This is a genomic window from Leminorella grimontii ATCC 33999 = DSM 5078 (genome assembly GCF_000439085.1).
Classification (GTDB): domain Bacteria; phylum Pseudomonadota; class Gammaproteobacteria; order Enterobacterales; family Enterobacteriaceae; genus Leminorella; species Leminorella grimontii.
Window position 1 is genome coordinate 1 of sequence record NZ_AUUA01000014.1, and the last position, 22,533, is coordinate 22,533.

Sequence of the window (22,533 nt, forward strand, 5' to 3'; positions counted from 1 at the left end):
GTATAGGTGTAATGGTCAACCACGTCGTGGCCGGGGCGGTTGAACTGCGCCGCCAGCGTCTTCTCGGCAATCGCCATCCCGACGGCGTTACAGATACCCTGGCCCAGCGGGCCGGTGGTGGTCTCTACGCCCGGCGCATAGCCGTACTCCGGGTGGCCCGGGGTGCGGGAGTGAAGTTGGCGGAACTGCTTGAGGTCTTCGATAGAGAGGTCATAGCCGGAGAGGTGCAGCAGGCTGTAAATCAGCATGGAGCCGTGACCGTTGGAGAGCACGAAGCGGTCGCGGTTCACCCAGTTGGGGTTGGTTGGACTGTGGCGGAGGAATCCGCGCCAGAGGACTTCGGCGATATCGGCCATCCCCATGGGCGCCCCCGGGTGGCCTGATTTGGCTTTCTGCACGGCGTCCATACTCAGGGCGCGGATAGCATTAGCGAGTTCTTTTTGAGAAGGCATGGTATTCCCCATTTAAATTCTCCGTTAAGACATACGATAAGACATAGTTATCAGAATTTGGAACGCCGGGCATTGTCCCTATACAAAAAACGAAAAACCCGGATATCTTCTCAAGTCAATGATGAAACGGCAACCCTGACAGCGCCTGAAAAATGAAATTATTCACAATAAATTATTAACAAGAACAATTAGCTAGAATCGGGGGATTTTGGTCTTATATTTCCATGACAGTAGGAGACTTTATTGATATGATTTTGCGACTGGACAGGACCAGTTATTTGCAAGTAAAAATCATACGATCAAGGGAAGATAGTTTTATGAAAATACGTTCTACTTTAATTGCAGCGACCCTCGCTTCCGCCACCATGTTAGCCGGTTGTCAAAACGGCAGCTTCGGCGATACCCTTCTTTCAGCAGTGACCGTCAGCGACGCCGAAGTAAAGTCTCTGTCCGATCAATCCTGTAAAGAAATGGACCAGCAGTCAAAAATCGCTGGCAAAAGCAGCAAGTACACCAAGCGCCTGAACAAGATCTCCAAGGCTCTGGGTAACAACATCAACGGCCAGCCGCTGAACTACAAAGTGTACCTGACTGACGATATCAACGCGTGGGCCATGGCTAACGGCTGTATCCGCGTTTATAGCGGCCTGATGGACAAGATGACCGACGACGAAATCATCGGCGTACTGGGTCACGAAATCGGCCACGTTGAGCTGGGCCACACCAAGAAAGCGTTCCAGGTTGCTTACGCTGCCCAGTTCGCTACCCAGGCTGCTCTGCAGTACGGCGGTAAGACTGCCGCTACGCTGAGCGACATGCAGGTTCTGGATTTCGCAAACGCGCTGATCAATTCTCAGTTCTCTCAGTCTCAGGAAAGCGAAGCTGACGGCTTCTCTTACGACCTGCTGAAGAAGAAAGGCCTGAAGACCGCACCTCTGGCTTCTGCGTTTGACAAGCTGGCTACACTGGACGGCGGCGCAAGCGCTGGCCTGCTGAGCTCTCACCCAGGCTCTAAAGACCGCGCTGCGGCAATCCGTGCTCGCATCGCGGCTGACGGCGGTAAGTAATTACCCCTGCCCAATGTGAAGACATTGAATCCGGAATCGATAAGGTTCCGGATTTTTTTATCTCTTTTCCACCAACGCCTTCCCCCTCCTTATTTCTTATTTTACATAGAGAAAGCGACACAAAGGAAAAGCGCCCTTTTTGTTCATCCAACACGTTGCCAATCTTCTTAATAACCACTACCTTTTATGTATCTCTTTATTATCCCTTTGTTTGCTGCGCACCGGTTCGTTAATCGAACCGCGTAATGACCAACCATATCCTCTGTATTCAGCCCGTGTCTGAAAAAACAGGATAACTATTTGCAATACGCTAAGGAGCTATAAGATGAGCCAAGTGAAGAAGGTTGCCGTTCTGGTAGGAAGCCTGCGTAAAGAATCCATTAACCGCAAAATCGCGCTTGCTTTAGCCGAGCTGGCCCCCGAGTCAATCAAGCTTGAAATCGTAGAGATAGGCGATCTTCCGCTTTATAGCGAAGACATCGATGCGGGAAATCCTCCAGCGGCGTATACCGCCTTCCGTGAAAAAATCAAAGCCGTCGATGCGGTGCTGTTCGTTACGCCGGAATACAACCGCTCCGTACCGGCGGCGTTGAAAAACGCCCTCGACGTCGGTTCTCGCCCCTACGGGCAAAGCGCATGGAGCGGTAAACCCGGCGCGGTAGTCAGCGCATCTCCGGGCGCTATCGGCGGATTCGGCGCTAACCATCACCTGCGCCAGTCGCTGGTATTTTTGAACATTCCCTGCATGCAGCAGCCGGAAGCCTACATCAGCAACGCCGGCAGCATCTTTGACGAGAAAGGCGAGCTTACGGACAGAACCCGTTCGTTCCTGAAGTCCTTTATCGACGCCTATGATGACTGGGTGCGCGTGCAGACCCGCCAGCCCAAATAATGCGTTTACGTTCTAAAAAATCGGCCGCATATGCGGCCGATTGTGCTTCTATTACTAATTACTTCTGCTTTTCCGCCTGCATGTAAAGCATGTCCAGCGCCACCGTCGCTGCGGCTAAAGCCGTAATGTCGGCGCTGTCATAGGCTGGCGCTACTTCGACCACGTCCATACCTACGATATTGAGCGACTTAAGGCCGCGTAAAAGCTTCAGCGCCCGATCGGAGGTTAGCCCGCCGCATACCGGCGTTCCCGTTCCCGGCGCAAAGGCAGGATCGAGACAGTCAATGTCAAACGTCAGGTATACCGGCATGTCGCCCACGATGCTTTTCACCTGAGCGACCACGTCGTCAACGCTGCGATCGTTAACCTGCCCCGCGTCCAGCACGGTAAAGCCGTTGTCCGCCTCATGTTCGGTGCGGATGCCGATTTGGACGGAGCGCTTCGGATCGATGAGCCCTTCGTTGGGCGCATGATAGAACATCGTGCCGTGATCGAACTTACTGCCGTTGGCATACGTATCGGTATGCGCATCAAAGTGCACCAGCGCCATTTTGCCAAAATGCTTGGCGTGCGCACGCAAGAGCGGCAGCGTAACGAAGTGATCGCCACCGAAGGTCAGCATCCGCTTACCGGCGGCCAGCAGGCGTTCCGCATGATTTTGCAAACGTTCGCTCATGTCCTGAGCATCGCCGAAGTTGAAGACGACGTCGCCGCAGTCCACCACCTTCAGACGATCGCGCAGGCTGAAGTTCCACGGCCAGCGGGAAGATTCCCAGGCCAGATTGGTTGAAACCTGGCGAATAGCCGCAGGCCCAAAGCGCGCGCCGGAGCGACCCGACGTCGCCATATCAAACGGTACGCCGGTTATCACCCACTGCGCGTCGCTCTCATAGGGCTGGAAGTTCAGCGGAAAACGTAAAAAGCCAAAAGCATTGGAAACCAGCGAATTATCAGGCCTGTTGCCCAAAGTGTTGTTCATAGCGTCTCTCTCGTTAAAAGAAGCCGGAGCGATAAAAGCGGGCTTTTGAAGGCGCAGATCGCCCCCTCAAAGCGCCTCGCCTTATTCATCTTCCAAATAGGTGTAACCGTACAGCCCTGCCTCAAACTCTTGCAGAAACTGTTTTTCCATCAGTGGGCTTAAATGAGCGCCCTTAATCTGTTCGCGGTAGCGCGTCATCAGCGTTTTCGGATCCTGCTGAACGTATTCCAGCATTTCGGCCACGGTGTTGCCGTCCTCAGACTGTTGAACCTCAACGGAACCGTCGTTAAACACGAAGACGTCCACCGACGCCGTATCGCCAAACAGGTTGTGCATATTGCCGAGTATTTCCTGATAGGCCCCTACCATGAAAAACCCTAACAGCGGCGGGTTATCGGCATCATAGGGCGGCATCGGCATCGTGGTGGCCATACCGTCACCGTCGATATAGTGGTCAATCGTGCCGTCGGAATCGCAGGTGATATCCAAAAGCACCACGCGGCGTTCAGGATCTTTATCCAGCCCGCTCAGAGGCAGCACGGGGAACAGTTGATCGATGCCCCAGGCGTCCGGCATGGACTGGAACAGAGAAAAGTTAACGTAAAGCTTATCCGCCATCCGCTCGTGCAGCTCATCAATAATGGGTCGATGAGCGCGGTTGCTAGGATCGAGCTGCTGCTGGATCTGATGACAGATGATCAGATACATCTGCTCGGCGTAGGCGCGGTGGGTCAGATCCAGAATGCCGTGCGCATACTGAGTATGGACGTCGTTCAGATCCTGCTGGCTGTCGTGAAGCCATTCACGCAAAGAGCGGCGGTTTTCCGGCTCCTGCATCTCCATCCAGGTGTCCCACAGGCTGCACAAGGGGCGGGGCGCGTCTTCTTCCGGCTGCTTAGGTACGATAAACTCGTTGCGCTCAACGCCGATCACGTTAGAGACCAGCACCGTATGGTGCGCGGTAACGGCGCGGCCGGATTCGGTTATCACCGTCGGATGAGGCAGCCCGTTTTCGTTACAGGCGTCGCCAATCCCCCAGATAACGTTGTTGGCGTATTCGTTTAAGCCGTAGTTCACCGAGCAGTCGGACTGAGAGCGAGTGCCCTCGTAGTCCACGCCCAGACCGCCGCCAACGTCGAAGCACTGGATATTGACGCCAAGCTTATGCAGCTCAACGTAAAAGCGCGCCGATTCGCGAACGCCGGTAGCGATATCGCGAATGTTGGAAAGCTGTGAGCCGAGGTGAAAATGCAGCAGCTGCAGGCTGTCCAAACGGTCTTCTTTGCGCAAGGTTTCCACCAGAGACAGCACCTGAGAGGCAGACAGGCCAAACTTTGACTTGTCGCCGCCGCTGGCCTGCCACTTGCCGGACCCCTGAGAAGCCAGGCGAGCACGCACGCCGAGCCGAGGAACGACGTCAAGGCGCTTGGCCTCTTCCAACACCATCTTTATCTCCGTCATTTTTTCAATGACCAGATAAACTTTATGGCCCAGCTTCTCGCCCATCAGCGCCAGGCGAATGTATTCGCGGTCCTTATAACCGTTGCAGACAATGACCGAACGAGTAAACCCTGCGTGCCCCAGCACCGCCATCAGCTCGGCTTTGGAACCAGCCTCCAGCCCCAGCGGCTCGCCGGACTGAATCAGCGCTTCGATAACCCGGCGATGCTGATTGACCTTAATGGGGTACACCAGAAAATAATTGCCCTCGTAGCCAAACGACTCCCGCGCTCTTTTAAACGCCGCGTTGATTGAACGCAGGCGATGCTGAAGTATTTGAGGAAAGCAAAACAGAGAAGGCAAGCGCTGCCCTTTATCCTGCATTTCTTGAACTAACGTAGCCAGATCTACCCGCCCCTGCGGCGTATCGGGATCCGGACACACGGTGATGTGCCCCCGATCGTTTACGCCGTAGTAGCCGCCGCCCCAGTGGGCTACGTTATAGGTACGCATCATCTTACTCGCCAGCGAGTTTGTCATCACAGCAAAACCTCTTGAGTACCGGGAACGGGCCTAGGCAGTGTTCCCACATCAAAAACAAAAAGTGATTCCCGATCTTATCGCCATTACGGGGTCGGTTTTGGTCAATGGTGCCCTCTTATACCCTAAATAATTCGAGTTGCGGGACAAAACGCCAATAGCGTTTTGAGCAGCGCTTGCGGCGGCCTCGTTAGAGGTGAGGCCCATAGAAATGGACCGAATAACGAGTGCAGCCAACGCCCCTGTGGCTTGAAGTATGACGGGTATAAACGCCTAGTTTACTCCATCGGTCAGTACAAGCACGCAATGTATCAAAGAGAAAAGAAAGGCGATGCGGACCGCCTAAGAATAGACAATTATGACAGGATTTCATATTGTTCTGCGCCCGCCGTTCCAACCTGGATGATTTTAAGAAACATTCTTTAATTACATAAAGTTATATAGTTTCATATAAAAAATAACTGGTAATCAGTCCCGTTGAACCTTAGAATAGCCATCCAGAAGTTAATCCGTCTATACTGATTAACCGATGCACGTATCGATGGCTCTTCTCTGGTGTTTACCCTCTGAGCCTTTGCATCGCACCGAATTTAAATCGTTCTAGAGGTAAAAGAAGAAATGGCTCAACACCTGTTTACTTCCGAATCCGTATCTGAAGGTCATCCGGACAAAATTGCTGACCAAATTTCCGACGCCGTGCTCGACGCCATCCTTGAACAGGACCCCAAAGCCCGCGTTGCCTGTGAAACCTATATCAAAACCGGCATGGTGCTGGTCGGTGGTGAAATCACCACTTCCGCCTGGGTTGATATTGAAGAGCTGACCCGCCGCACCGTTTGCGATATTGGCTACACCCACTCTGACATGGGCTTTGATGCCAACTCTTGCGCCGTGCTGAGCGCTATCGGCAAACAGTCTCCAGACATCAATCAGGGCGTTGACCGCAGCGATCCGCTTGAGCAGGGCGCTGGCGATCAGGGCATCATGTTCGGCTATGCGACCAACGAAACCGAAGTGCTGATGCCTGCGCCGATCACCTACGCCCACCGCCTGATGGAGCGCCAAGCGCTGGTTCGTAAAAACGGCACGCTGCCGTGGCTGCGCCCGGACGCAAAAAGCCAGGTGACCTTCCAGTACGATAATGGGCAAATTACCGGCATCGACGCCGTCGTTCTGTCTACCCAGCACGCTGAACATATCGACCAGAAAACGCTGCGAGAAGCGGTAATGGAAGAGATCGTCAAGCCGGTACTTCCCGCCGAGTGGCTAACCGGAAACACGAAATACTTCATCAACCCAACCGGGCGCTTCGTCATCGGTGGCCCAATGGGCGACTGCGGCCTGACGGGCCGTAAGATCATCGTCGATACCTACGGCGGCGCGGCTCGCCACGGCGGCGGCGCGTTCTCCGGTAAGGATCCGTCTAAGGTTGACCGTTCTGCGGCCTATGCGGCACGCTATGTTGCAAAAAACATCGTTGCCGCCGGCCTGGCTGAGCGCTGCGAAATTCAGGTTTCCTACGCTATCGGCGTCGCTGAGCCGACGTCCATCATGCTGGAGACTTTCGGCACGGAGAAAATTGCTCACGACCGCCTAACCAAGCTGGTTCGCGAACACTTCGACCTGCGTCCGTACGGCCTTATCAAAATGCTGGATCTGATTAAGCCCATCTATAAAGAAACTGCCGCCTACGGCCACTTTGGCCGCGAGCAGTTCCCGTGGGAGAAAACGGATCGCGCCGCAGCACTTCGCGATGCGGCCGGCCTGAAGTAAGCCAGACGTTCTATTATCACAAGGCCTGAAAGGATGCTCCTTCAGGCCTTTTCTATTGTCTGCGCGCCTTCCTGACACTATGCTACCTCAATGAGCACTCTTCGAATTCCAATCGCAACTCAGCAGGCCGTCATGCACAGCCTCAGGCAGGCGCTGGCCAAAGCCAACGCGCATCTGGGCTCCAGTTATCCAGAACCTAAAGTCAGCTATCGCCAGCGGGGAACCACCGCCGGAACGGCCCATCTTTCACAGTGGGAAATTCGGCTAAACGCCGTCCTGCTGACGGAAAACGGGCAGCCCTTCATCGATGACGTCGTTCCCCACGAGCTGGCCCATCTTCTGGTATATCGGCAGTTTGGCCGCGTGTCTCCCCATGGTCCGCAGTGGCGCTGGATGATGGAAGAGGTGCTTGGCGTTCCCGCCGCCAGAACGCACGCCTTTGACGTTGCCTCCGTGCAGGGGGAAACCTTCGAGTATCGGTGCAGCTGCCAGCTCCACCGGTTAACGGTTCGCAGGCACAATAAGATAGTGCGAAAAGAGAGCGAGTACCGCTGTAAAAAGTGCGGCTCGCTGCTAAGGCCGATAGAAGACGACTGACCGAATTGGATGAGTACGGTTGCAACGCGCTCGCCCTAGGCTTAGGCTCTGTCATTTACATGACGTCGTCTTGTTGCCTATTGAATTAATAACCATCAGCGGCAAACTCACTCATCCGATTGATATATACTATTAATGTTTCTGACCTAAAAAGTCGGAAACATGATAAAAATAACGATCTATAGGAAAACCAGAAACGCTATGCGAGCACCCCGCATCTATCATCCACAGCCACTGTCTGTTACTGAATCACTGGCGCTTAGCGACGAGGCGGCCAACCACGTCGGCCGCGTTCTACGCATGCAGCCGGGCCAGCGCCTTTACCTGTTTGACGGCAGTAACTACGTCTTTGACGCCGAGATCGTTCAGGCCGACAAAAAGCAGGTCAACGTCCGCATAATCGATTGCCAGCCAGACTCCCACGAGTCGCCGCTCAATCTTCACCTCGGGCAGGTGATTTCGCGCGGCGAAAAAATGGAGTTCACTATTCAGAAGTCCGTGGAGCTTGGCGTGAATGCCATTACGCCGCTGATTTCCGAGCGCTGCGGCGTGCGCCTGGAAAAAGAGCGACTGGAAAAGAAGGTCCAGCAATGGCGAAAAATCGTCATCGCCGCCTGCGAACAGTGCGGGCGTAACCGTATTCCGGAAATTTACGACGTTGAAACGCTGGAAAGCTGGTGCGCCCAGCCAGGCGACGACCTGAAGCTAAACTTACACCCGCGCGCCAGCCAGAGCATCAATACGCTTTCCCAGCCAATCAGCGATATTCGCCTGCTCATCGGCCCCGAAGGCGGCCTGTCTCAGGACGAAATCGACATGACGGCGCGCTACGGCTTTACTGATATTCTACTTGGCCCTCGGGTTTTGCGTACGGAAACTGCCGCGCTGACCGCGATTGCCGCACTACAGGTTCGCTTCGGCGATCTGGGTTAACGGAGATAAACATGATCAAACTCGGTATCGTGATGGATCCTATTTCTTCCATCAACATCAAGAAAGATTCAAGCTTCGCCATGCTGCAAGAGGCCCAAAAGCGCGGCTGGGAGCTGCACTATATGGAGATGAACGATCTCTATCTGCAAACGGGTGAAGCCCGTGCCCGAACCCGCACGCTTCGCGTTCAGTACGACTATGACAGCTGGTTTGATTTTAAAAGTGAACAGGACATCGCGCTGGACTCTCTTGACGTCATCCTGATGCGTAAAGATCCGCCGTTCGATACCGAGTTTATCTACGCGACCTATATCCTTGAGCGCGCAGAGGCGAAAGGCACGCTTATCGTCAACAAGCCTCAGAGCCTGCGCGACTGTAACGAGAAACTGTTCACCGCTTGGTTCCCAGAGGTAACGCCTTCGACGCTGGTGACCCGCAGCAAGGACCTCATCCGTCAGTTTTACGACCAGCACGGCGACATTATCTTAAAACCGCTGGACGGCATGGGCGGCTCTTCCATTTTCCGCGTCAAGCAGGGCGACCCCAACCTGTCGGTCATCATTGAGACCTTGACCAACCTGGGCAGCCAATACTGCATGGCGCAAAACTTCCTTCCGCAAATCGTCGACGGCGACAAGCGAGTGCTGGTTGTCGACGGCGAGCCGGTACCCTACTGCCTGGCCCGCATTCCGAAACAGGGAGAAACGCGCGGTAACCTAGCGGCCGGCGGCCGCGGTGAGGCAAGGCCTTTAAGCAAGAGCGACTGGCGGATAGCCCGCAGCGTCGCGCCGGTGCTTAAAGAGAAGGGACTTATCTTTGTCGGGCTCGATATCATCGGCGACAGGTTGACGGAAATCAACGTCACCAGCCCTACCTGCATTCGCGAAATCGAAGCCGCATTCCCGGACGTCTCCATCACGGGCATGCTGATGGATGCCATTGAACGCCGCATTGCTTCATAAACGCTTGGCCTTTTCGGTATAGACCCTTGGCGAAAGGCCCATCGCCGTCGTAAAATACGCCACTTGGGATAACGGCCAGTTATCCCATTCTCTTTTTAACGGTTGTGCCATGAACTTACAGCATCATTTTCTTATCGCCATGCCCGGGCTGGAAGACCCCCGCTTCGCTCACTCGGTTGTTTACATCTGTGAACACAACCGAAACGGCGCCATGGGGTTAGTTATCAATAAGCCGCTCGGCAAGCTTACCGTTCAGGAAGTGCTCTCTCGGTTAGACATCGATCCGGTTCCCAAGGTCTCGATGACGCATCTGGACAGCCCCGTGCTGGACGGAGGGCCTCTGGCGGACGATCGCGGCTTTATATTGCATACCCCGAAGCTTGGATTCGCTTCAAGCATTCAGATCTGCGACGACGTGATGATCACCTCGTCAAAAGACGTCCTTGAAACGCTGGGAACTGCCTCTCAACCGCTGGAAACGCTGGTTGCTCTGGGCTATTCCGGATGGGAGGGAGGTCAGTTAGAAAAAGAGCTTTTGGAAAACAGCTGGCTGACCGTTGAGGCCGACAGCCAGCTCCTGTTTCGTACCCCAATCAGCCAGCGTTGGCAAACGGCGGCCAAAAAGCTTGGCGTCAATATCCACACCATCGCCACCCAGGCAGGGCACGCCTGATGGCCAGCCGCACCGTTATCGCATTTGACTTCGGAACCCGGAGCATCGGCGCCGCCATCGGTCAGGAAGTGACGGGGACGGCGCGCCCGCTGGCGTCATTTAAGGCAAAGGACGGCACGCCTGACTGGCAACCGATTGAAAAGATGCTCAAGGAGTGGCAGCCGGATCTGGTCGTCGTCGGCCTGCCGCTAAACATGGACGGAACGGAACAGCCCGTTACCGCACAGGCGAAAAAATTCGCAAACCGCCTGCACGGTCGATTCGGGGTACAGGTCGTTCTGCACGACGAGCGGCTGTCTACCGTAGAGGCCAAATCAGGCCTGTTCGACAGGGGTGGATATCGTGCGCTGGATAAGGGCAGCGTAGACGCCGCTTCGGCGGTCGTTATTCTGGAAAGCTGGTTCGAACAAAACCCGTCATGACGGCCAACGGCTTAACGCACATTGGCCGCCGACTGACGGTCGGTATTACTTAAGCAGCCCGTCCAGCGTATTTCGCCAATCGATGCTCATCTTAATATTGCAGGCCTGAGTCGCCGAATAGTAAACCGTATACCCTTGGCGATTCGAGGTTCCCTTATATTCAGGAACGTCGCCGCAGCCGGTAATGGTGTACTGCGTGTTAGGCAGCGGAATGGTGTTCCCGCTTCCCAACAGAGCAAAATATTTACCGTATTCGCCCTGCCCTACCTTCTCCACCAGCACGTAGTCGTTCGCGCCAAGCTGCGTTTTGCTGACGATCTTCGCCGCGCGCCCCTGCTCGTCCGTTACGCCAAACAGCGGATTTTTAAAGGCGGGATCGGTTTCGCCCTCTTTAATCACTACCAGATAAAACGGCGTCTTGGGCATTGCCTGCTGGGTTTTCGGATCCAATAGCCCAACGGTGATTTCAAAGGTACCCTCAGAGCCGTAGGTCGGCAGCTGATGAGTGTAGTACCAGTAACCGCCCGCGCCGGCAGCGGCCAGAACGATTAATAATAGGATGCTTTTAAGCGCTTTCACGGCCTTTGTTTCCTTCTGTTTTCAGTCATTAACGAGGCGTTAGCCGCTAATCATACCTGCTGCTCTCAGTCTCGTCATGCATTGTTCCATCGTCTGCATACCGAAGGCGGATCCGGTTTGCATCTGCGTGCCTATCTGGTGGCATTTTTCTTCACGAATAAGGTTCGCGACGGCGGGCGTGTTAACCAACACCTCATAGGCGGCAACCCTTCCCCCTTCGCGCCCCGGCAGCAGGCGCTGGCAGGCGACGACCTTCAGCGCATTGGCCAACTGAAAGCTGACGAACCGCTTATCGCCGGCGGGAAACGCGTCCACAATGCGTTCTACCGCCATGGCCGCCGAACGCGTATGCAGCGTCGCCAACACCAGATGGCCGGTTTCAGCCGCCGTTAGCGCCAGCTTTAGGGTAGCGACGTCCCTAAGCTCGCCCAGCAAAATGACGTCCGGGTCCTGTCTGAGCGCTGCCAGCAGGCCGGAAGAGAAGTCCTGCGCGTGTACGCCAATTTCCCTTTGCTGAACGAGGCTTTGTTCCGAGCGATGGATAAACTCTATCGGATCCTCAAGAGTTATCACGTGCCGCGCCTGGTTCTTGTTCATTTCGCCAATCAGGGCCGCCAAAGTGGTGGACTTCCCGCTGCCGGTTGCGCCGCAAACAATAATCAGGCCGTCTCGTTCGGTCACTGCCGAAGCCAACGCGGGCGGAACGCCCAGCTGGCCAAGCGTGGGCGTACGGTCGTTCACGATGCGTAAAGCCGCCGATACGCCCGTAAATTGCAGAAACAGGTTGGCCCGCAGCCGCACGCCCTCGACGCTCAGCGCGACGTCCAGCTGTCGGTCGCACCAGAAACGCCGCTGCTGTTCGGCGTTTAGCAGCGCCATCAGCGCCGAAGAAAGCGCCTCCGGCTCCAGAGGTTCTTCCTCCAACACGCGTAAATCCCCATTCACGCGCGCTACGGGCAAATGCCCGGCGCAAAGGTGCAGATCGGACGCGTTTTGCTTTACACTATGGTCTAACAGTTGGTAAATATTCATCATTGATTCTCTAAGCAAACCCATGACTACTATCAGCAAAAACCTTGAAAGCGTAAGGCAAAGAATCACTCAGTGTGCGCAAGAATGCGGGCGAGATCCAAAAGAAGTTCAGCTTCTTGCCGTCAGTAAAACCAAACCCGTGAGCGCGATTCAAGAAGCGATTGACGCAGGGCAAATGCGCTTTGGCGAAAACTACGTGCAGGAAGGGGTAGAAAAAATCCAGCACTTTGCCGGAACGCCCTATGGAGACGCGCTTGAATGGCACTTCATCGGGCCTTTACAGTCCAACAAAACCCGTTCAGTAGCGGAACATTTCCATTGGATGCATACCCTCGATCGGGAGAAAACCGCTCGTCGCCTGAATGAACAGCGCCCGGAAAGCATGGCGCCGCTCAACGTTCTAATTCAAATCAACATTAGTGATGAACAAAGCAAGTCTGGCATTTCCCTCGCCGAACTGCCGGAACTGGCGGCGCAAATCCAGGCGCTTCCTCGACTCAGGCTGCGCGGGCTTATGACTATTCCTGCGGTAGAAACCTCCCCGGAACGTCAGCTGGCTACGTTTAAACTCATGACCGACGCGTTTAATCAGCTACGAAAAAGCTACCCTCAGGTGGATACGCTATCAATGGGGATGAGCGACGACATGGCGGCGGCTATCCGCGCGGGCAGCACCATGGTGCGCATCGGAACGGCCGTCTTCGGCGCTCGCGACTATCGCTAACGACCTTATTTTTATATTCAAACTACGCGGGGTTAACTATGCAACATCGTCACATCGCCTTTATCGGCGCAGGAAATATGGCAAAGGCGATTATCACCGGCCTGGTTAAAAACGGCTATCCCGCCCACCTTATTACCGCCGCTTCGCCGTCCATGAAGCAGGATGGGCCGCTGCACGCCGACTTCGGCATCAACTGTAGCAACGATAATCTGGCCAGCGCTCGTCAGGCAGAGGTTATCGTTTTGGCCGTCAAGCCGCAGATGATGGCCGACGTGTGCGAACCGCTAAAGCAGTTGGATCTGAGCAACAAGCTTATTTTGTCTATCGCCGCAGGCGTCAGCGTCGAACGCTTCCGCCAGCTGCTGGGAGACGTCAACATCGTGCGCATCATGCCCAATACGCCGTCTCTGATTGGCCTCGGCATGAGTGGGCTATTCGCGCCGGCGCGGGTTAGCAGTGAAGACAGAGAATATACTGAAGGGCTGATGAAGGCCGTCGGCGAGGTCTGCTGGGTCGATGACGAAGAGGGAATCAACGGCGTTATCGCCGCAGCGGGAAGTGCGCCGGCCTACTTTTTCCTGTTTATGGAAGCTATGCAGCAAGAAAGCGAGCGGCTTGGGTTTTCTCCACAGACCGCTCGCCTACTGGTTCAACAGGCGGCGCTCGGCGCAGCGCATATGGTTGCCGAAAATCCACGGTTGGATATAGCCACCCTTCGCCAGCAGGTCACGTCTAAGGGCGGAACGACCGCCGAAGCGCTGCGAGTGTTTAATGAAAGCGGGCTGTCGGATACCGTCGCCAGAGCGATGCAGGCGGCCATTGCGCGCGCGGTGGAAATGGAAAAGTCGCTTTAGGCATCCGCTTGGGGAGCAACTGCCATTTTTCCCCATTTTACTATATGCTGAACGGAAGTTTCTTAACGCCTTCGCACGAGTAATAAACAAGGGCTATACATGCAATTTTTATCGTTTGTTATTTTTACCGTCCTCGACCTCTACGTTTCCGTACTGCTGCTTCGGGTATGGATGCAGTGGGCGAGAGCCGACTTCTATAACCCTTTCTCTCAGTTTGTCGTCAAAATCACTCAGCCGGTAATCGGCCCTCTGCGCCGTATTATTCCGTCGATTGGGCCAATAGATACCGCTTCGGTTCTGTTCGCCTATCTGCTGATTTTGGTGAAATATGTGGCCGGACTGTGGCTTCTTAACGGCGTGGTGCTGTTTTTCCCGATTTACCTGCCGCTGTCTCTGCTGGAGCTTCTGACCGCCGCCGGGAAACTGGTATTTTGGATTGTCATTATCCGCGCGCTGATGAGCTGGATAAGCCAGGGGCGTAATCCGGTCGATCAGCTGTTGATTCAGTTGACTGAACCCCTGCTCTACCCCATCCGCCGCCTGCTGCCGTCGATGGGCGGGATCGACCTGTCGCCGATGATCCTGATGCTTATTCTGTTCGCCCTGAACTATCTCAAAGCGGACATTTTGGCCCTTATACTGTCGTGAGCGCGGTAGAACAACAGCCCGGAGCCATCGTGCTCCGGCTTTATATTCAGCCGAAGGCCAGTCGCGATCAGATAGTCGGCCTGCACGGCGAAGAGCTAAAGGTCGCCATCACCGCGCCGCCGGTCGACGGCCAGGCAAACGCCCACCTCATCAAGTTTCTCGCCAAGCAGTTTCGCGTGCCGAAGGGTGCGGTTGAGATCGAAAAAGGAGACTTGGGGCGCCATAAGCAGGTGAGGATTTGCGAGCCGCAGCAGATACCGGAAGAAGTTGCCCTTCTGTTAGACCAAACGGCCTGATAAATCAGGCCGTTGAACAACAGGGCGGCCGTTCGCTTTCGTGCGCCCCTAGCTTAATACCCTCGTTGTCTTCAACAAATCGCACTGATAGTCCTGAATATCTCCGGTATAGCCGGGATTAAGCGCCAAAATATCCAAACGGTTCGCCATCAGTAAGTACATTGGCCGATTATCAATATCGTTATACGCCACCAGCGCAATACCGTACTTGTCCATATTGCCAGCGGCGTCAGGTAGCTCCTTCGCCACCCGGCGAAACAGGCTCATTTCGCGAAACTGCGTTTCGGTTAGCGTTCTGGCCAGATAGTGGCGTCCGTTAATGCCGTATTCGACCGGAGACCAGCGCTCGCTAAAACGCCCCATCTGACTGTCCAGCTGCGCTTTAATCTCAGGCTTGATGCAGGCAATGTGAATATGCAGTTGCTCCTGGCTGCGCGCATAGGCAGAGTTGACCGTCAGTGAAACCATATTGCGCGCCACAGGCCGATCGGAAGCCTGAGCGAGATAGCCTCGTGACTGCCAGGCCTTCAGGAAATAGTCGGTGGTATCCGGCTGCTGCAAAATCGAATTTTCAATCCCTTCGATTTTTGCCGTCGGAATTAACAAAAAGTGCAAAGGCCCGTTGCGATCTTTAAAAACGGCGTATCCACGCTGCTCATCGGGCATCAGAACCACGCTGACACACGATACGTTAGGGCGCTGTTGAACTTTAGCCAAAGGGACACATTCACCGCTGACAATATTCCAAAGCTCGTCAGAATGCGCGTAACGCCATCCCCAAAGCGTGACCAACGAGATAACGGCAAAACTCAGCGACATCCCCCCCCAAACGAGCCATTTGAACCGAGTTCTTCTCTTTTTAATCATAGTGCCTTACCACTCAGCCCATACATTCATTGTCTTATTATAACACATATGTAACATTTCATTTTAATATACAAGCAGATATTTCCGCTAAAAGCAGAGGTATTCGCTTATAAAATCTTCCGCCCTCCGAGGCGGTTTAAGGTATGCTATAGCGCGAAAAAATGCAGTGGCGTGTGCGCCGCATTAAGCGGCGGTTAAATCGCCCAATCTATCCTTCATCGACTACCACAGGTGAATCTCTCATGCAGAAAGTTGTTCTTGCGACCGGAAATCCCGGTAAAGTCCGTGAACTGGCTAACCTTTTGGGCGACTTTGGCTTTGAAGTCGTAGCCCAAACCTCCCTCGGTGTAGATTCCGCTGAAGAGACCGGATTAACCTTCATCGAGAACGCAATCATTAAGGCGCGGCACGCGGCCCAGATCACCGGCCTTCCTGCTATCGCCGACGATTCTGGCATTGCGGTTGACGCCATCGGCGGCGCGCCAGGTATTTATTCAGCGCGCTATGCGGGCGTCGATGCGAGCGATGAGGAAAACCTCAACAAGCTGCTGGAAACGCTTAAAGACGTTCCGGAAGGCCAGCGTCAGGCGCAGTTCCACTGCGTGCTGGTCTACATGCGCCACGCGCAGGATCCTATCCCGCTGGTCTTTCACGCCAGTTGGCCCGGCGAGGTTCTGTTTAGCCCGGCGGGGGAAGGCGGCTTTGGCTACGACCCTATTTTTTACGTTCCGGAACTGGGCTGCACGGCCGCCGAGCTGAGCCACGAGCATAAAAGCCAGATCTCTCACCGCGGTCAGGCGCTGAACATGCTGCTGGACGCCCTGCGCAATGCTTAATTTGCCGCCGCTAAGCCTCTATATTCACATTCCCTGGTGCGTGCAGAAGTGTCCCTACTGCGACTTCAACTCCCACGCGCTTAAGGAAGAAGTACCCCACGAGGCCTATGTCTCCCACCTGTTGGCAGATCTCGACCAATCGCTGCGGCTCGCGCCACAAAGGCCCGTCAGCTCAATTTTTATCGGCGGCGGCACGCCGAGCCTGCTGAGCGCCGAAGCGATGCACCGCCTGATGGACGGCGTTCGCCAGAGGCTTTGCCTTCTGCCCGGCGCCGAAGTCACCATGGAAGCAAACCCCGGCACCGTTGAAGCCGCCCGCTTTGAGGCCTATCAGGCGGCAGGAATTAACCGCATTTCTATCGGCGTACAAAGCTTTAGCGCAGAGAAGCTGCAAAGGCTGGGGCGGATCCACGGTCCGCAGGAAGCAAAAGAGGCGGCTCGTTTGGCCAAGAGGCTGGGGCTTTTAAGCTTTAATCTGGATCTGATGCACGGCCTGCCTAACCAAACGCCGCAGCAGGCGCTGGACGATCTGCGGCAGGCCGTTGAGCTTGAGCCGCCGCATCTGTCCTGGTATCAGCTGACGATTGAACCTAATACCCTGTTTGGCTCCCGCCCGCCGGTGCTTCCGGACGACGACGCACTGTGGGATATCTATCAGCGGGGCCATGAACTGCTTTGTGCTGCAGGCTACGTGCAGTATGAAACGTCCGCTTACGCAAAGCCCGGCTACCGCTGCCACCATAATCTGAACTACTGGCGCTTCGGTGACTATCTGGGTATCGGCTGCGGCGCACATGGAAAAGTCAGCCTAAGCGATGGACGCATCGTCAGAACGGTGAAAACTCGCCACCCTCGCGGCTATATGGAAGGACGATATCTTGCCGAGCAGAACGACGTTGAGCCGCAGGATCGCCCCTTTGAGTTCTTCATGAACCGCTTCCGGCTGCTGGAACCCTGCCCGCGCGAACAGTTTGGTCAGCTAACCGGATTATCGGAAAGCATCATACGACCCAATATCGATCGGGCGCTGGAGGCGGGCTACATTACGGAATCAGACACAGAATGGCAGGTGACGAAGAAAGGAAAGCTGTTTCTAAATTCGCTGCTGGAGCTGTTTCTATAAACGTAAAGGCCGGGTCGTTTTTAAAACGCCCGGCCTTTAGCAAGAAAACTTACTGCGGAAGCGCCTTAATTAGCGCTGCTCGCTGACTGTCCAACGAACTCAGGCGAGAACAGGCGTCTTTGCCAAACTGCTCAAAGTCCTTCTCCTGCTTTTTCCACTCGTCTTTAATTTCCTGCTGAACGCCGCCTAAGCTGCCCAACACCGCCTGTAGCGGATTGCCTGACTTACCGCCCTTGGCAACCGCCTGAACGCCCAGCTCGTTAATGCTGTCCTGCAAAACGCCGCCCAGAGCGCTTTGTACAACGGTACGGCTGTTAGATTCCACCTGACCAAGCGCCTGATGGTGGAACGCAAAGCCATCCTTACGGGGCTCCAGCACCTTCTCCATCTCTTTAGTTAAATCGGCGGTCAAGGTCGTGAGGCGGTTACGTACGTTGCTTTCTTTTCCCAGTTGCTTAACGATAATGCCGTCCAGCGCGTTTTGGGCAACGGCCAGACGGGAACGGACGCCGTCGTTAATATAGGGGAAATCGGTGCGGATCCCCTTTTGCAGCGCAACGGCCTGATTTCGCGCAGCGTCAGACAGCGAAAGCTGCTGCCCGTTTCTCGTCACGCTGCCGCTTTTATCAATCACCAGATTTCCGCTGGCGCCAACGATCTCTACCGTTTGCGCACTGATGATAATGTCATCCTGCGGCTGGGCCGGGCACGTGTAGGCCGCCTGCGCCTGAGCGGCGGCTAACAGCAGCAGCGCCGCGCCGGTTTTTCGTAACATAGTCATTCCTCAACGTTCTTGTCTGCAGTCAATGCGCCGACTCGGACCAGTGGCCTGTCGCGCTGGTAGGCTGTGTCCCGCAATTGTCCGCGGTGGCGACGCTGAGCCAAAAACACGGACTCTGCGTTACTCGCGGCTTATTTGGCCCGCCAAACCTCGCCACTCGCGCCTTGTTCTGCGTAAAAATGACCGCCAACGCCATCCGTGTACAATTGCGGGACACAGCCTATTGCCTGAAAATAACACGCCCGGTAAAGAACCGGGCGAAATTTACATAACATTAACCGAAGGCGAAGCGCGGCTTATTCTACGTCAAAGTAGTTGATGTCCATCAGTTCGCCTACGCGAACGTCCAGCATGCCTTTGTCTTCCAGCCAGTTGCTGACCAGACCGCGATGCTCTTCGGTGCACTTGCCGATCTTCTGCAGGCAAACCAGCCCTTCCCACTGCAGATAGCCGCCGCCTTCAAACGACAGGTCGTGCGCTTCAAATACGTCCTGAATGAACTGGTCGATAGTAGCGTCAACCTGCTCGATAGCCGTTCCTTCAGGAAACGACCAGGTAACGATAAAGCCAATTTCCTGAAACTCGTCGATACGCATTTTTTTACGCAAACGGCGACTACGCTGATATCCCATTATTCAATCCTCTCAAACATCAAATCCCATACGCCGTGACCTAAACGCTGCCCGCGAAGCTCAAACTTCGTCAGTGGGCGAGAATCCGGACGCGGCACATACGTACCGTCTACTGACAGATTTCGATAGGCCGGAAGCGCGTTCATCACTTCCAGCATGTGTTCTGCATAGTTTTCCCAGTCGGTGGCCATGTGGAAAACGCCCCCAACCTTCAGCTTTTTCAAAATCGCCATCGCGAACGGCGTTTGCAAAATGCGCCGCTTATGGTGCCTGGCCTTGTGCCACGGGTCAGGGAAAAACAGCAACACCCGGCTTAACGACGCGTCTGGGATCATTTTCTCCAGCACTTCGACCGCATCGTGACACATTACCCGCAGATTAGAAAGCTCGGCCTCATGCGCTGCCGACAGACAGGCTCCGACGCCCGGACTGTGAACCTCGATGCCGAGAAAGTTCTGCTCCGGGCTTTCCTGCGCCATTTTCACCAGCGACATGCCCATGCCGAAGCCGATCTCCAGCGTTACGGGCGCCTCGCGCCCAAACAGCGCGGTGAAGTCCAGCGCCTGAGGTTCGAATTCAACCCCCATCGTCGGCCAGTAGTTGTCCAGCGCGAACTGCTGTCCCTTCGTCAACCGCCCCTGGCGGCGCACAAAGCTGCGAATACGGCGAATGGCGCGACCGTCTTCATTAAACTCGGGAGAAATTACGTCATTAATCATAAAAAGCTCTGTTTACGCGGACGGCATGAGCCGTCCACACATTATTCACGGAGATAAAGCATTCCAGCGCATGATAGCAAATTCTCTCACCGGCCAAAACGTCGAACGGTAAAAAGCACCTTTCGCTTATCGCTCTCTTGCAATAAAACGCTAGGCTGCGGTTTGACTGTAGTCGCCGTCTGTGCTGGAATCTCGGCATCTTTTACATCTTGGGAATTTCACTTAATTCATGCTACAAGCAAAGGTATTTGCACAGGCGGTTCTGGACTGGTATCAGAAATTCGGCCGTAAGACCCTTCCCTGGCAAATTGAAAAAACGCCTTATCACGTCTGGCTGTCCGAAGTGATGCTTCAGCAGACGCAGGTCGCCACCGTTATTCCCTACTTCCAGCGCTTTATCGCGCGCTTTCCCGACGTTTCCTCTCTGGCGGCAGCGCCGATAGATGAAGTGCTGCACCTGTGGACCGGGCTGGGCTACTACGCAAGGGCCCGCAATCTCCATAAGGCTGCGCAGCAGATTGCAGCGCAGCATCAGGGGCTTTTCCCAACCGATTTTGACACCGTACACGACCTTCCCGGCGTTGGCCGTTCCACGGCGGGCGCCATTCTGTCGCTTTCTCTTAACCAGCGCTACCCCATTCTTGACGGCAACGTAAAGCGAGTCATCGCCCGCTGCTACGCCGTTAGCGGCTGGCCCGGAAAGAAAGAGGTGGAAAACCGGCTGTGGGAACTGAGTGATGAAGTGACGCCGGCGCAAGGCGTCGCGCAGTTCAACCAGGCGATGATGGACCTGGGCGCAATGGTGTGTACTCGCTCACGCCCCAAGTGCGAGCTCTGCCCGCTAAACGCTGGCTGTATCGCCTATGCCAACCAAAGCTTTGCGGACTACCCGGGCAAAAAGCCTAAAAAGCAGATCCCGGAAAGAAACGCCTGGTTTGTGTTACTTAAGAACGGTGGTAAAGTCTGGCTGGAGAAAAGGCCAGCCGTCGGCCTTTGGGGCGGGCTTTACTGTTTCCCGCAGTTTAGCGAACGCGATGAGCTTGATGCATGGCTGGCGCAGCAGAAGCTGAGCTCAACGACGTTGCAGCAGCTGACCGCGTTTCGCCATACGTTTAGCCACTTCCATTTAGATATCGTACCGATGCTGCTGGAAGACGTAGATTCAAACAACGCCTGCCGTGAAGAAAAGCCCGGCATTTGGTACGATTTGGCAAATCCCCCGCAGGTCGGCCTCGCCGCACCGGTGGAACGGTTACTCCACCAGCTAAGCCATTTGAGCAACTAACTTGAGGATAAAGCATGAGCAGAACCATTTTTTGCACCTACCTACAAAAAGAGGCCGATGGGCAGGATTTTCAGCTTTATCCCGGTGAGTTAGGCAAGCGAATTTTCAATGAAATATCCAAAGAGGCATGGTCACAGTGGATGACCAAGCAGACCATGCTTATCAATGAGAAAAAGCTCAACATGATGGATCCCGAGCACCGCAAGCTGCTTGAGCAGGAGATGGTGAATTTTCTGTTTGAAGGTAAAGACGTTCACATTGAAGGCTATACGCCGCCGAGCGAATAGCGCACCGTCTCATTCAAACCAATAACGTCAACCAACCATGCTAAATATAAAGAAAACCTGTGCCCTACTGCTGATTACGCCGCTGCTGTTCTCATGCGGCGGCGGTTCAAAAAAGCCCGTCGACGACGATCGTTACGTGAAAGATACGAACGGCTTCGACATCCTGATGGGCCAGTTCGCCCATAACGTCGAAAATATCTGGGGCAGGAGTGAAGTTCTTATCGCCGGCCCCAAGGACTACGTGAAATATACGGACCAGTACCAGACGCGTAGCCACATCAACTTTGACGCCGGCGTCATCACCATCGAGACGCTTAACGCCGATCCGCAGGCCAGCCTGCGGCAGGCCATCATTACCACGCTGCTGATGGGCGAAGATCCGCAAAGCACCGACCTTTATTCGGACGCCAACGACATCCAGCTCAGTAAAGAACCATTCCTGTATGGCCAGGTGCTCGACTCAGACGGAAACACTATTCGCTGGGAGTGGCGCGCAAGCCGCTTTGCCGATTACCTGATTCAGAACAAACTGCAGCGACGCACCTCAGGGCTTAAGGTCATCTGGTCGGTAAATATTCCGCTGGTGTCAAACCACCTCGACAAGCGGGCGCATAAGTATCAGCCGCTGGTGCGACAGGCGGCCCGTAAGTATAACGTGGAGGAGTCGCTGATTCTGGCTATCATGCAGACGGAATCCAGCTTCAACCCATACGCAGTCAGCCGTTCCGACGCAATTGGCCTCATGCAGGTCATGCAGCACACGGCGGGCAAAGACGTCTTCAAGATGCAGGGTAAATCCGGCCAGCCGAGCCGCAGCTACCTGTTTGACCCGGCGAATAACATTGACGCAGGCACGGCCTATCTGTCCATTCTGCAAAACAGCTATCTGGGCGGAATTAGCAACGCGACGTCCCGCCGCTATGCCGTTATTACCGCCTACAACGGCGGTGCCGGCAGCGTGCTGCGCGTATTCTCCAGCGACAGGAACAAAGCGCCGAGCGTGATAAACGGCATGGAGCCCGGCGAGGTGTACGAAACGCTGACGACCAAGCACCCGTCCGCCGAATCGCGTAACTATCTGAAAAAGGTAAATACCGCGCAGAAAAGCTATCGTCGATAGGCGGCAGCTCTAGCCGGAAA

25 protein-coding genes and 1 pseudogene are annotated in these 22,533 nt (G+C 54.9%); 17 read left to right on the top strand and 9 right to left on the bottom strand.

Annotated elements, in window-relative coordinates; genetic code table 11:
- Positions 1 to 452 (bottom strand): annotated as a pseudogene (locus tag G544_RS20680) (transketolase); the annotation flags it as partial.
- Between the two features lie 317 nt (positions 453 to 769).
- On the opposite strand from G544_RS20680, the gene G544_RS0114370 reads away from it, so the two are divergent.
- Both G544_RS0114370 and G544_RS0114375 read left to right on the top strand, forming a co-directional pair.
- Entirely contained in the window at positions 770 to 1,519 is a 750-nt protein-coding gene (locus G544_RS0114370) for a M48 family metalloprotease (RefSeq protein WP_027275246.1), read from the top strand.
- Positions 1,520 to 1,844: 325 nt separating this feature from the next.
- Entirely contained in the window at positions 1,845 to 2,411 is a 567-nt protein-coding gene (locus G544_RS0114375) for an NADPH-dependent FMN reductase (RefSeq protein ID WP_027275247.1), read from the top strand.
- Between the two features lie 58 nt (positions 2,412 to 2,469).
- Here the strand turns inward: G544_RS0114375 and speB are convergent, their stop codons facing one another.
- Positions 2,470 to 3,390, bottom strand: a complete 921-nt coding sequence (gene speB, locus G544_RS0114380) for an agmatinase (RefSeq protein ID WP_027275248.1) — start codon at positions 3,388 to 3,390, stop codon at positions 2,470 to 2,472.
- Positions 3,391 to 3,471: 81 nt separating this feature from the next.
- On the bottom strand, positions 3,472 to 5,370 hold the full coding sequence (speA, locus tag G544_RS0114385) for a biosynthetic arginine decarboxylase (RefSeq protein ID WP_027275249.1): 1,899 nt from the start codon (positions 5,368 to 5,370) through the stop codon (positions 3,472 to 3,474).
- Positions 5,371 to 5,988: 618 nt separating this feature from the next.
- On the opposite strand from speA, the gene metK reads away from it, so the two are divergent.
- The 6 genes from metK (at position 5,989) to ruvX (ending at position 10,730) form a co-directional block, all read left to right on the top strand.
- A complete protein-coding gene (gene metK / locus G544_RS0114390) occupies positions 5,989 to 7,143 on the top strand; it encodes a methionine adenosyltransferase (protein ID WP_027275250.1) in 1,155 nt (384 codons plus the stop codon).
- A gap of 90 nt (positions 7,144 to 7,233) precedes the next feature.
- Complete coding sequence (locus G544_RS0114395) at positions 7,234 to 7,740, top strand: SprT family zinc-dependent metalloprotease (RefSeq protein WP_027275251.1); 507 nt, start codon at positions 7,234 to 7,236, stop codon at positions 7,738 to 7,740.
- 201 nt (positions 7,741 to 7,941) lie between these two features.
- A complete protein-coding gene (rsmE, locus tag G544_RS0114400) occupies positions 7,942 to 8,673 on the top strand; it encodes a 16S rRNA (uracil(1498)-N(3))-methyltransferase (protein WP_027275252.1) in 732 nt (243 codons plus the stop codon).
- Between the two features lie 11 nt (positions 8,674 to 8,684).
- Entirely contained in the window at positions 8,685 to 9,635 is a 951-nt protein-coding gene (gshB, locus tag G544_RS0114405) for a glutathione synthase (protein ID WP_027275253.1), read from the top strand.
- A gap of 109 nt (positions 9,636 to 9,744) precedes the next feature.
- A complete protein-coding gene (locus tag G544_RS0114410; RefSeq protein ID WP_027275254.1) occupies positions 9,745 to 10,308 on the top strand; it encodes a YqgE/AlgH family protein in 564 nt (187 codons plus the stop codon).
- Positions 10,308 to 10,730 (top strand): Holliday junction resolvase RuvX, encoded by a 423-nt coding sequence (gene ruvX, locus G544_RS0114415; protein WP_027275255.1) that lies wholly within the window; start codon positions 10,308 to 10,310, stop codon positions 10,728 to 10,730. The genes G544_RS0114410 and ruvX overlap by 1 nt, the downstream gene beginning before the upstream one ends.
- Positions 10,731 to 10,775: 45 nt before the next feature.
- Here ruvX and G544_RS0114420 read toward each other — a convergent pair whose 3' ends face one another.
- Both G544_RS0114420 and G544_RS0114425 read right to left on the bottom strand, forming a co-directional pair.
- On the bottom strand, positions 10,776 to 11,309 hold the full coding sequence (locus tag G544_RS0114420; RefSeq protein ID WP_027275256.1) for a flagellar basal body-associated FliL family protein: 534 nt from the start codon (positions 11,307 to 11,309) through the stop codon (positions 10,776 to 10,778).
- 39 nt (positions 11,310 to 11,348) lie between these two features.
- Positions 11,349 to 12,341 carry a type IV pilus twitching motility protein PilT gene (locus G544_RS0114425; protein ID WP_027275257.1) on the bottom strand — a complete coding sequence of 331 codons (993 nt, stop codon included), beginning with the start codon at positions 12,339 to 12,341 and terminating at the stop codon, positions 11,349 to 11,351.
- Between the two features lie 22 nt (positions 12,342 to 12,363).
- Between G544_RS0114425 and G544_RS0114430 the strand changes: the two genes are divergently transcribed.
- From G544_RS0114430 to yggU, 4 genes are all read left to right on the top strand, one after another.
- Positions 12,364 to 13,065 (top strand): YggS family pyridoxal phosphate-dependent enzyme, encoded by a 702-nt coding sequence (locus tag G544_RS0114430; protein WP_027275258.1) that lies wholly within the window; start codon positions 12,364 to 12,366, stop codon positions 13,063 to 13,065.
- Positions 13,066 to 13,103: 38 nt separating this feature from the next.
- Positions 13,104 to 13,919, top strand: coding sequence for a pyrroline-5-carboxylate reductase (gene proC, locus G544_RS0114435; protein ID WP_027275259.1), 816 nt, complete (start codon positions 13,104 to 13,106; stop codon positions 13,917 to 13,919).
- Between the two features lie 99 nt (positions 13,920 to 14,018).
- Positions 14,019 to 14,567, top strand: coding sequence for a YggT family protein (locus tag G544_RS0114440; protein ID WP_027275260.1), 549 nt, complete (start codon positions 14,019 to 14,021; stop codon positions 14,565 to 14,567).
- Positions 14,564 to 14,863 (top strand): DUF167 family protein YggU, encoded by a 300-nt coding sequence (yggU, locus tag G544_RS0114445; RefSeq protein WP_027275261.1) that lies wholly within the window; start codon positions 14,564 to 14,566, stop codon positions 14,861 to 14,863. The genes G544_RS0114440 and yggU overlap by 4 nt, the downstream gene beginning before the upstream one ends.
- A gap of 48 nt (positions 14,864 to 14,911) precedes the next feature.
- On the opposite strand, the gene G544_RS0114450 is transcribed toward yggU, so the two are convergent.
- Entirely contained in the window at positions 14,912 to 15,682 is a 771-nt protein-coding gene (locus G544_RS0114450; RefSeq protein ID WP_027275262.1) for a CDP-diacylglycerol diphosphatase, read from the bottom strand.
- A gap of 290 nt (positions 15,683 to 15,972) precedes the next feature.
- Between G544_RS0114450 and rdgB the strand changes: the two genes are divergently transcribed.
- Together rdgB and hemW are read left to right on the top strand one after the other, a co-directional pair.
- Positions 15,973 to 16,566, top strand: a complete 594-nt coding sequence (gene rdgB / locus G544_RS0114455) for an RdgB/HAM1 family non-canonical purine NTP pyrophosphatase (RefSeq protein WP_027275263.1) — start codon at positions 15,973 to 15,975, stop codon at positions 16,564 to 16,566.
- Positions 16,559 to 17,689, top strand: a complete 1,131-nt coding sequence (gene hemW / locus G544_RS0114460; protein WP_027275264.1) for a radical SAM family heme chaperone HemW — start codon at positions 16,559 to 16,561, stop codon at positions 17,687 to 17,689. The genes rdgB and hemW overlap by 8 nt, the downstream gene beginning before the upstream one ends.
- A 49-nt stretch (positions 17,690 to 17,738) precedes the next feature.
- Here the strand turns inward: hemW and G544_RS0114465 are convergent, their stop codons facing one another.
- The 3 genes from G544_RS0114465 to trmB form a co-directional block, all read right to left on the bottom strand.
- Positions 17,739 to 18,464 carry a DUF2884 family protein gene (locus G544_RS0114465; RefSeq protein ID WP_027275265.1) on the bottom strand — a complete coding sequence of 242 codons (726 nt, stop codon included), beginning with the start codon at positions 18,462 to 18,464 and terminating at the stop codon, positions 17,739 to 17,741.
- 302 nt (positions 18,465 to 18,766) lie between these two features.
- The gene (locus G544_RS0114470; RefSeq protein ID WP_027275266.1) at positions 18,767 to 19,102 is read right to left on the bottom strand and encodes a YggL 50S ribosome-binding family protein; all 336 of its coding nucleotides are present in this window, start codon (positions 19,100 to 19,102) and stop codon (positions 18,767 to 18,769) included.
- Positions 19,102 to 19,821, bottom strand: coding sequence for a tRNA (guanosine(46)-N7)-methyltransferase TrmB (gene trmB, locus G544_RS0114475; protein ID WP_027275267.1), 720 nt, complete (start codon positions 19,819 to 19,821; stop codon positions 19,102 to 19,104). The genes G544_RS0114470 and trmB overlap by 1 nt, the downstream gene beginning before the upstream one ends.
- Positions 19,822 to 20,050: 229 nt before the next feature.
- Between trmB and mutY the strand changes: the two genes are divergently transcribed.
- From mutY to mltC, 3 genes are read left to right on the top strand one after another with little or no spacing between them, the layout of a single operon-like run.
- Positions 20,051 to 21,106 carry an A/G-specific adenine glycosylase gene (gene mutY, locus G544_RS0114480; RefSeq protein WP_027275268.1) on the top strand — a complete coding sequence of 352 codons (1,056 nt, stop codon included), beginning with the start codon at positions 20,051 to 20,053 and terminating at the stop codon, positions 21,104 to 21,106.
- Positions 21,107 to 21,120: 14 nt separating this feature from the next.
- Entirely contained in the window at positions 21,121 to 21,393 is a 273-nt protein-coding gene (locus G544_RS0114485) for an oxidative damage protection protein (RefSeq protein WP_027275269.1), read from the top strand.
- Between the two features lie 46 nt (positions 21,394 to 21,439).
- Complete coding sequence (gene mltC, locus G544_RS0114490) at positions 21,440 to 22,513, top strand: membrane-bound lytic murein transglycosylase MltC (RefSeq protein WP_027275270.1); 1,074 nt, start codon at positions 21,440 to 21,442, stop codon at positions 22,511 to 22,513.
- The last annotated feature ends 20 nt before the right edge of the window (positions 22,514 to 22,533 follow it).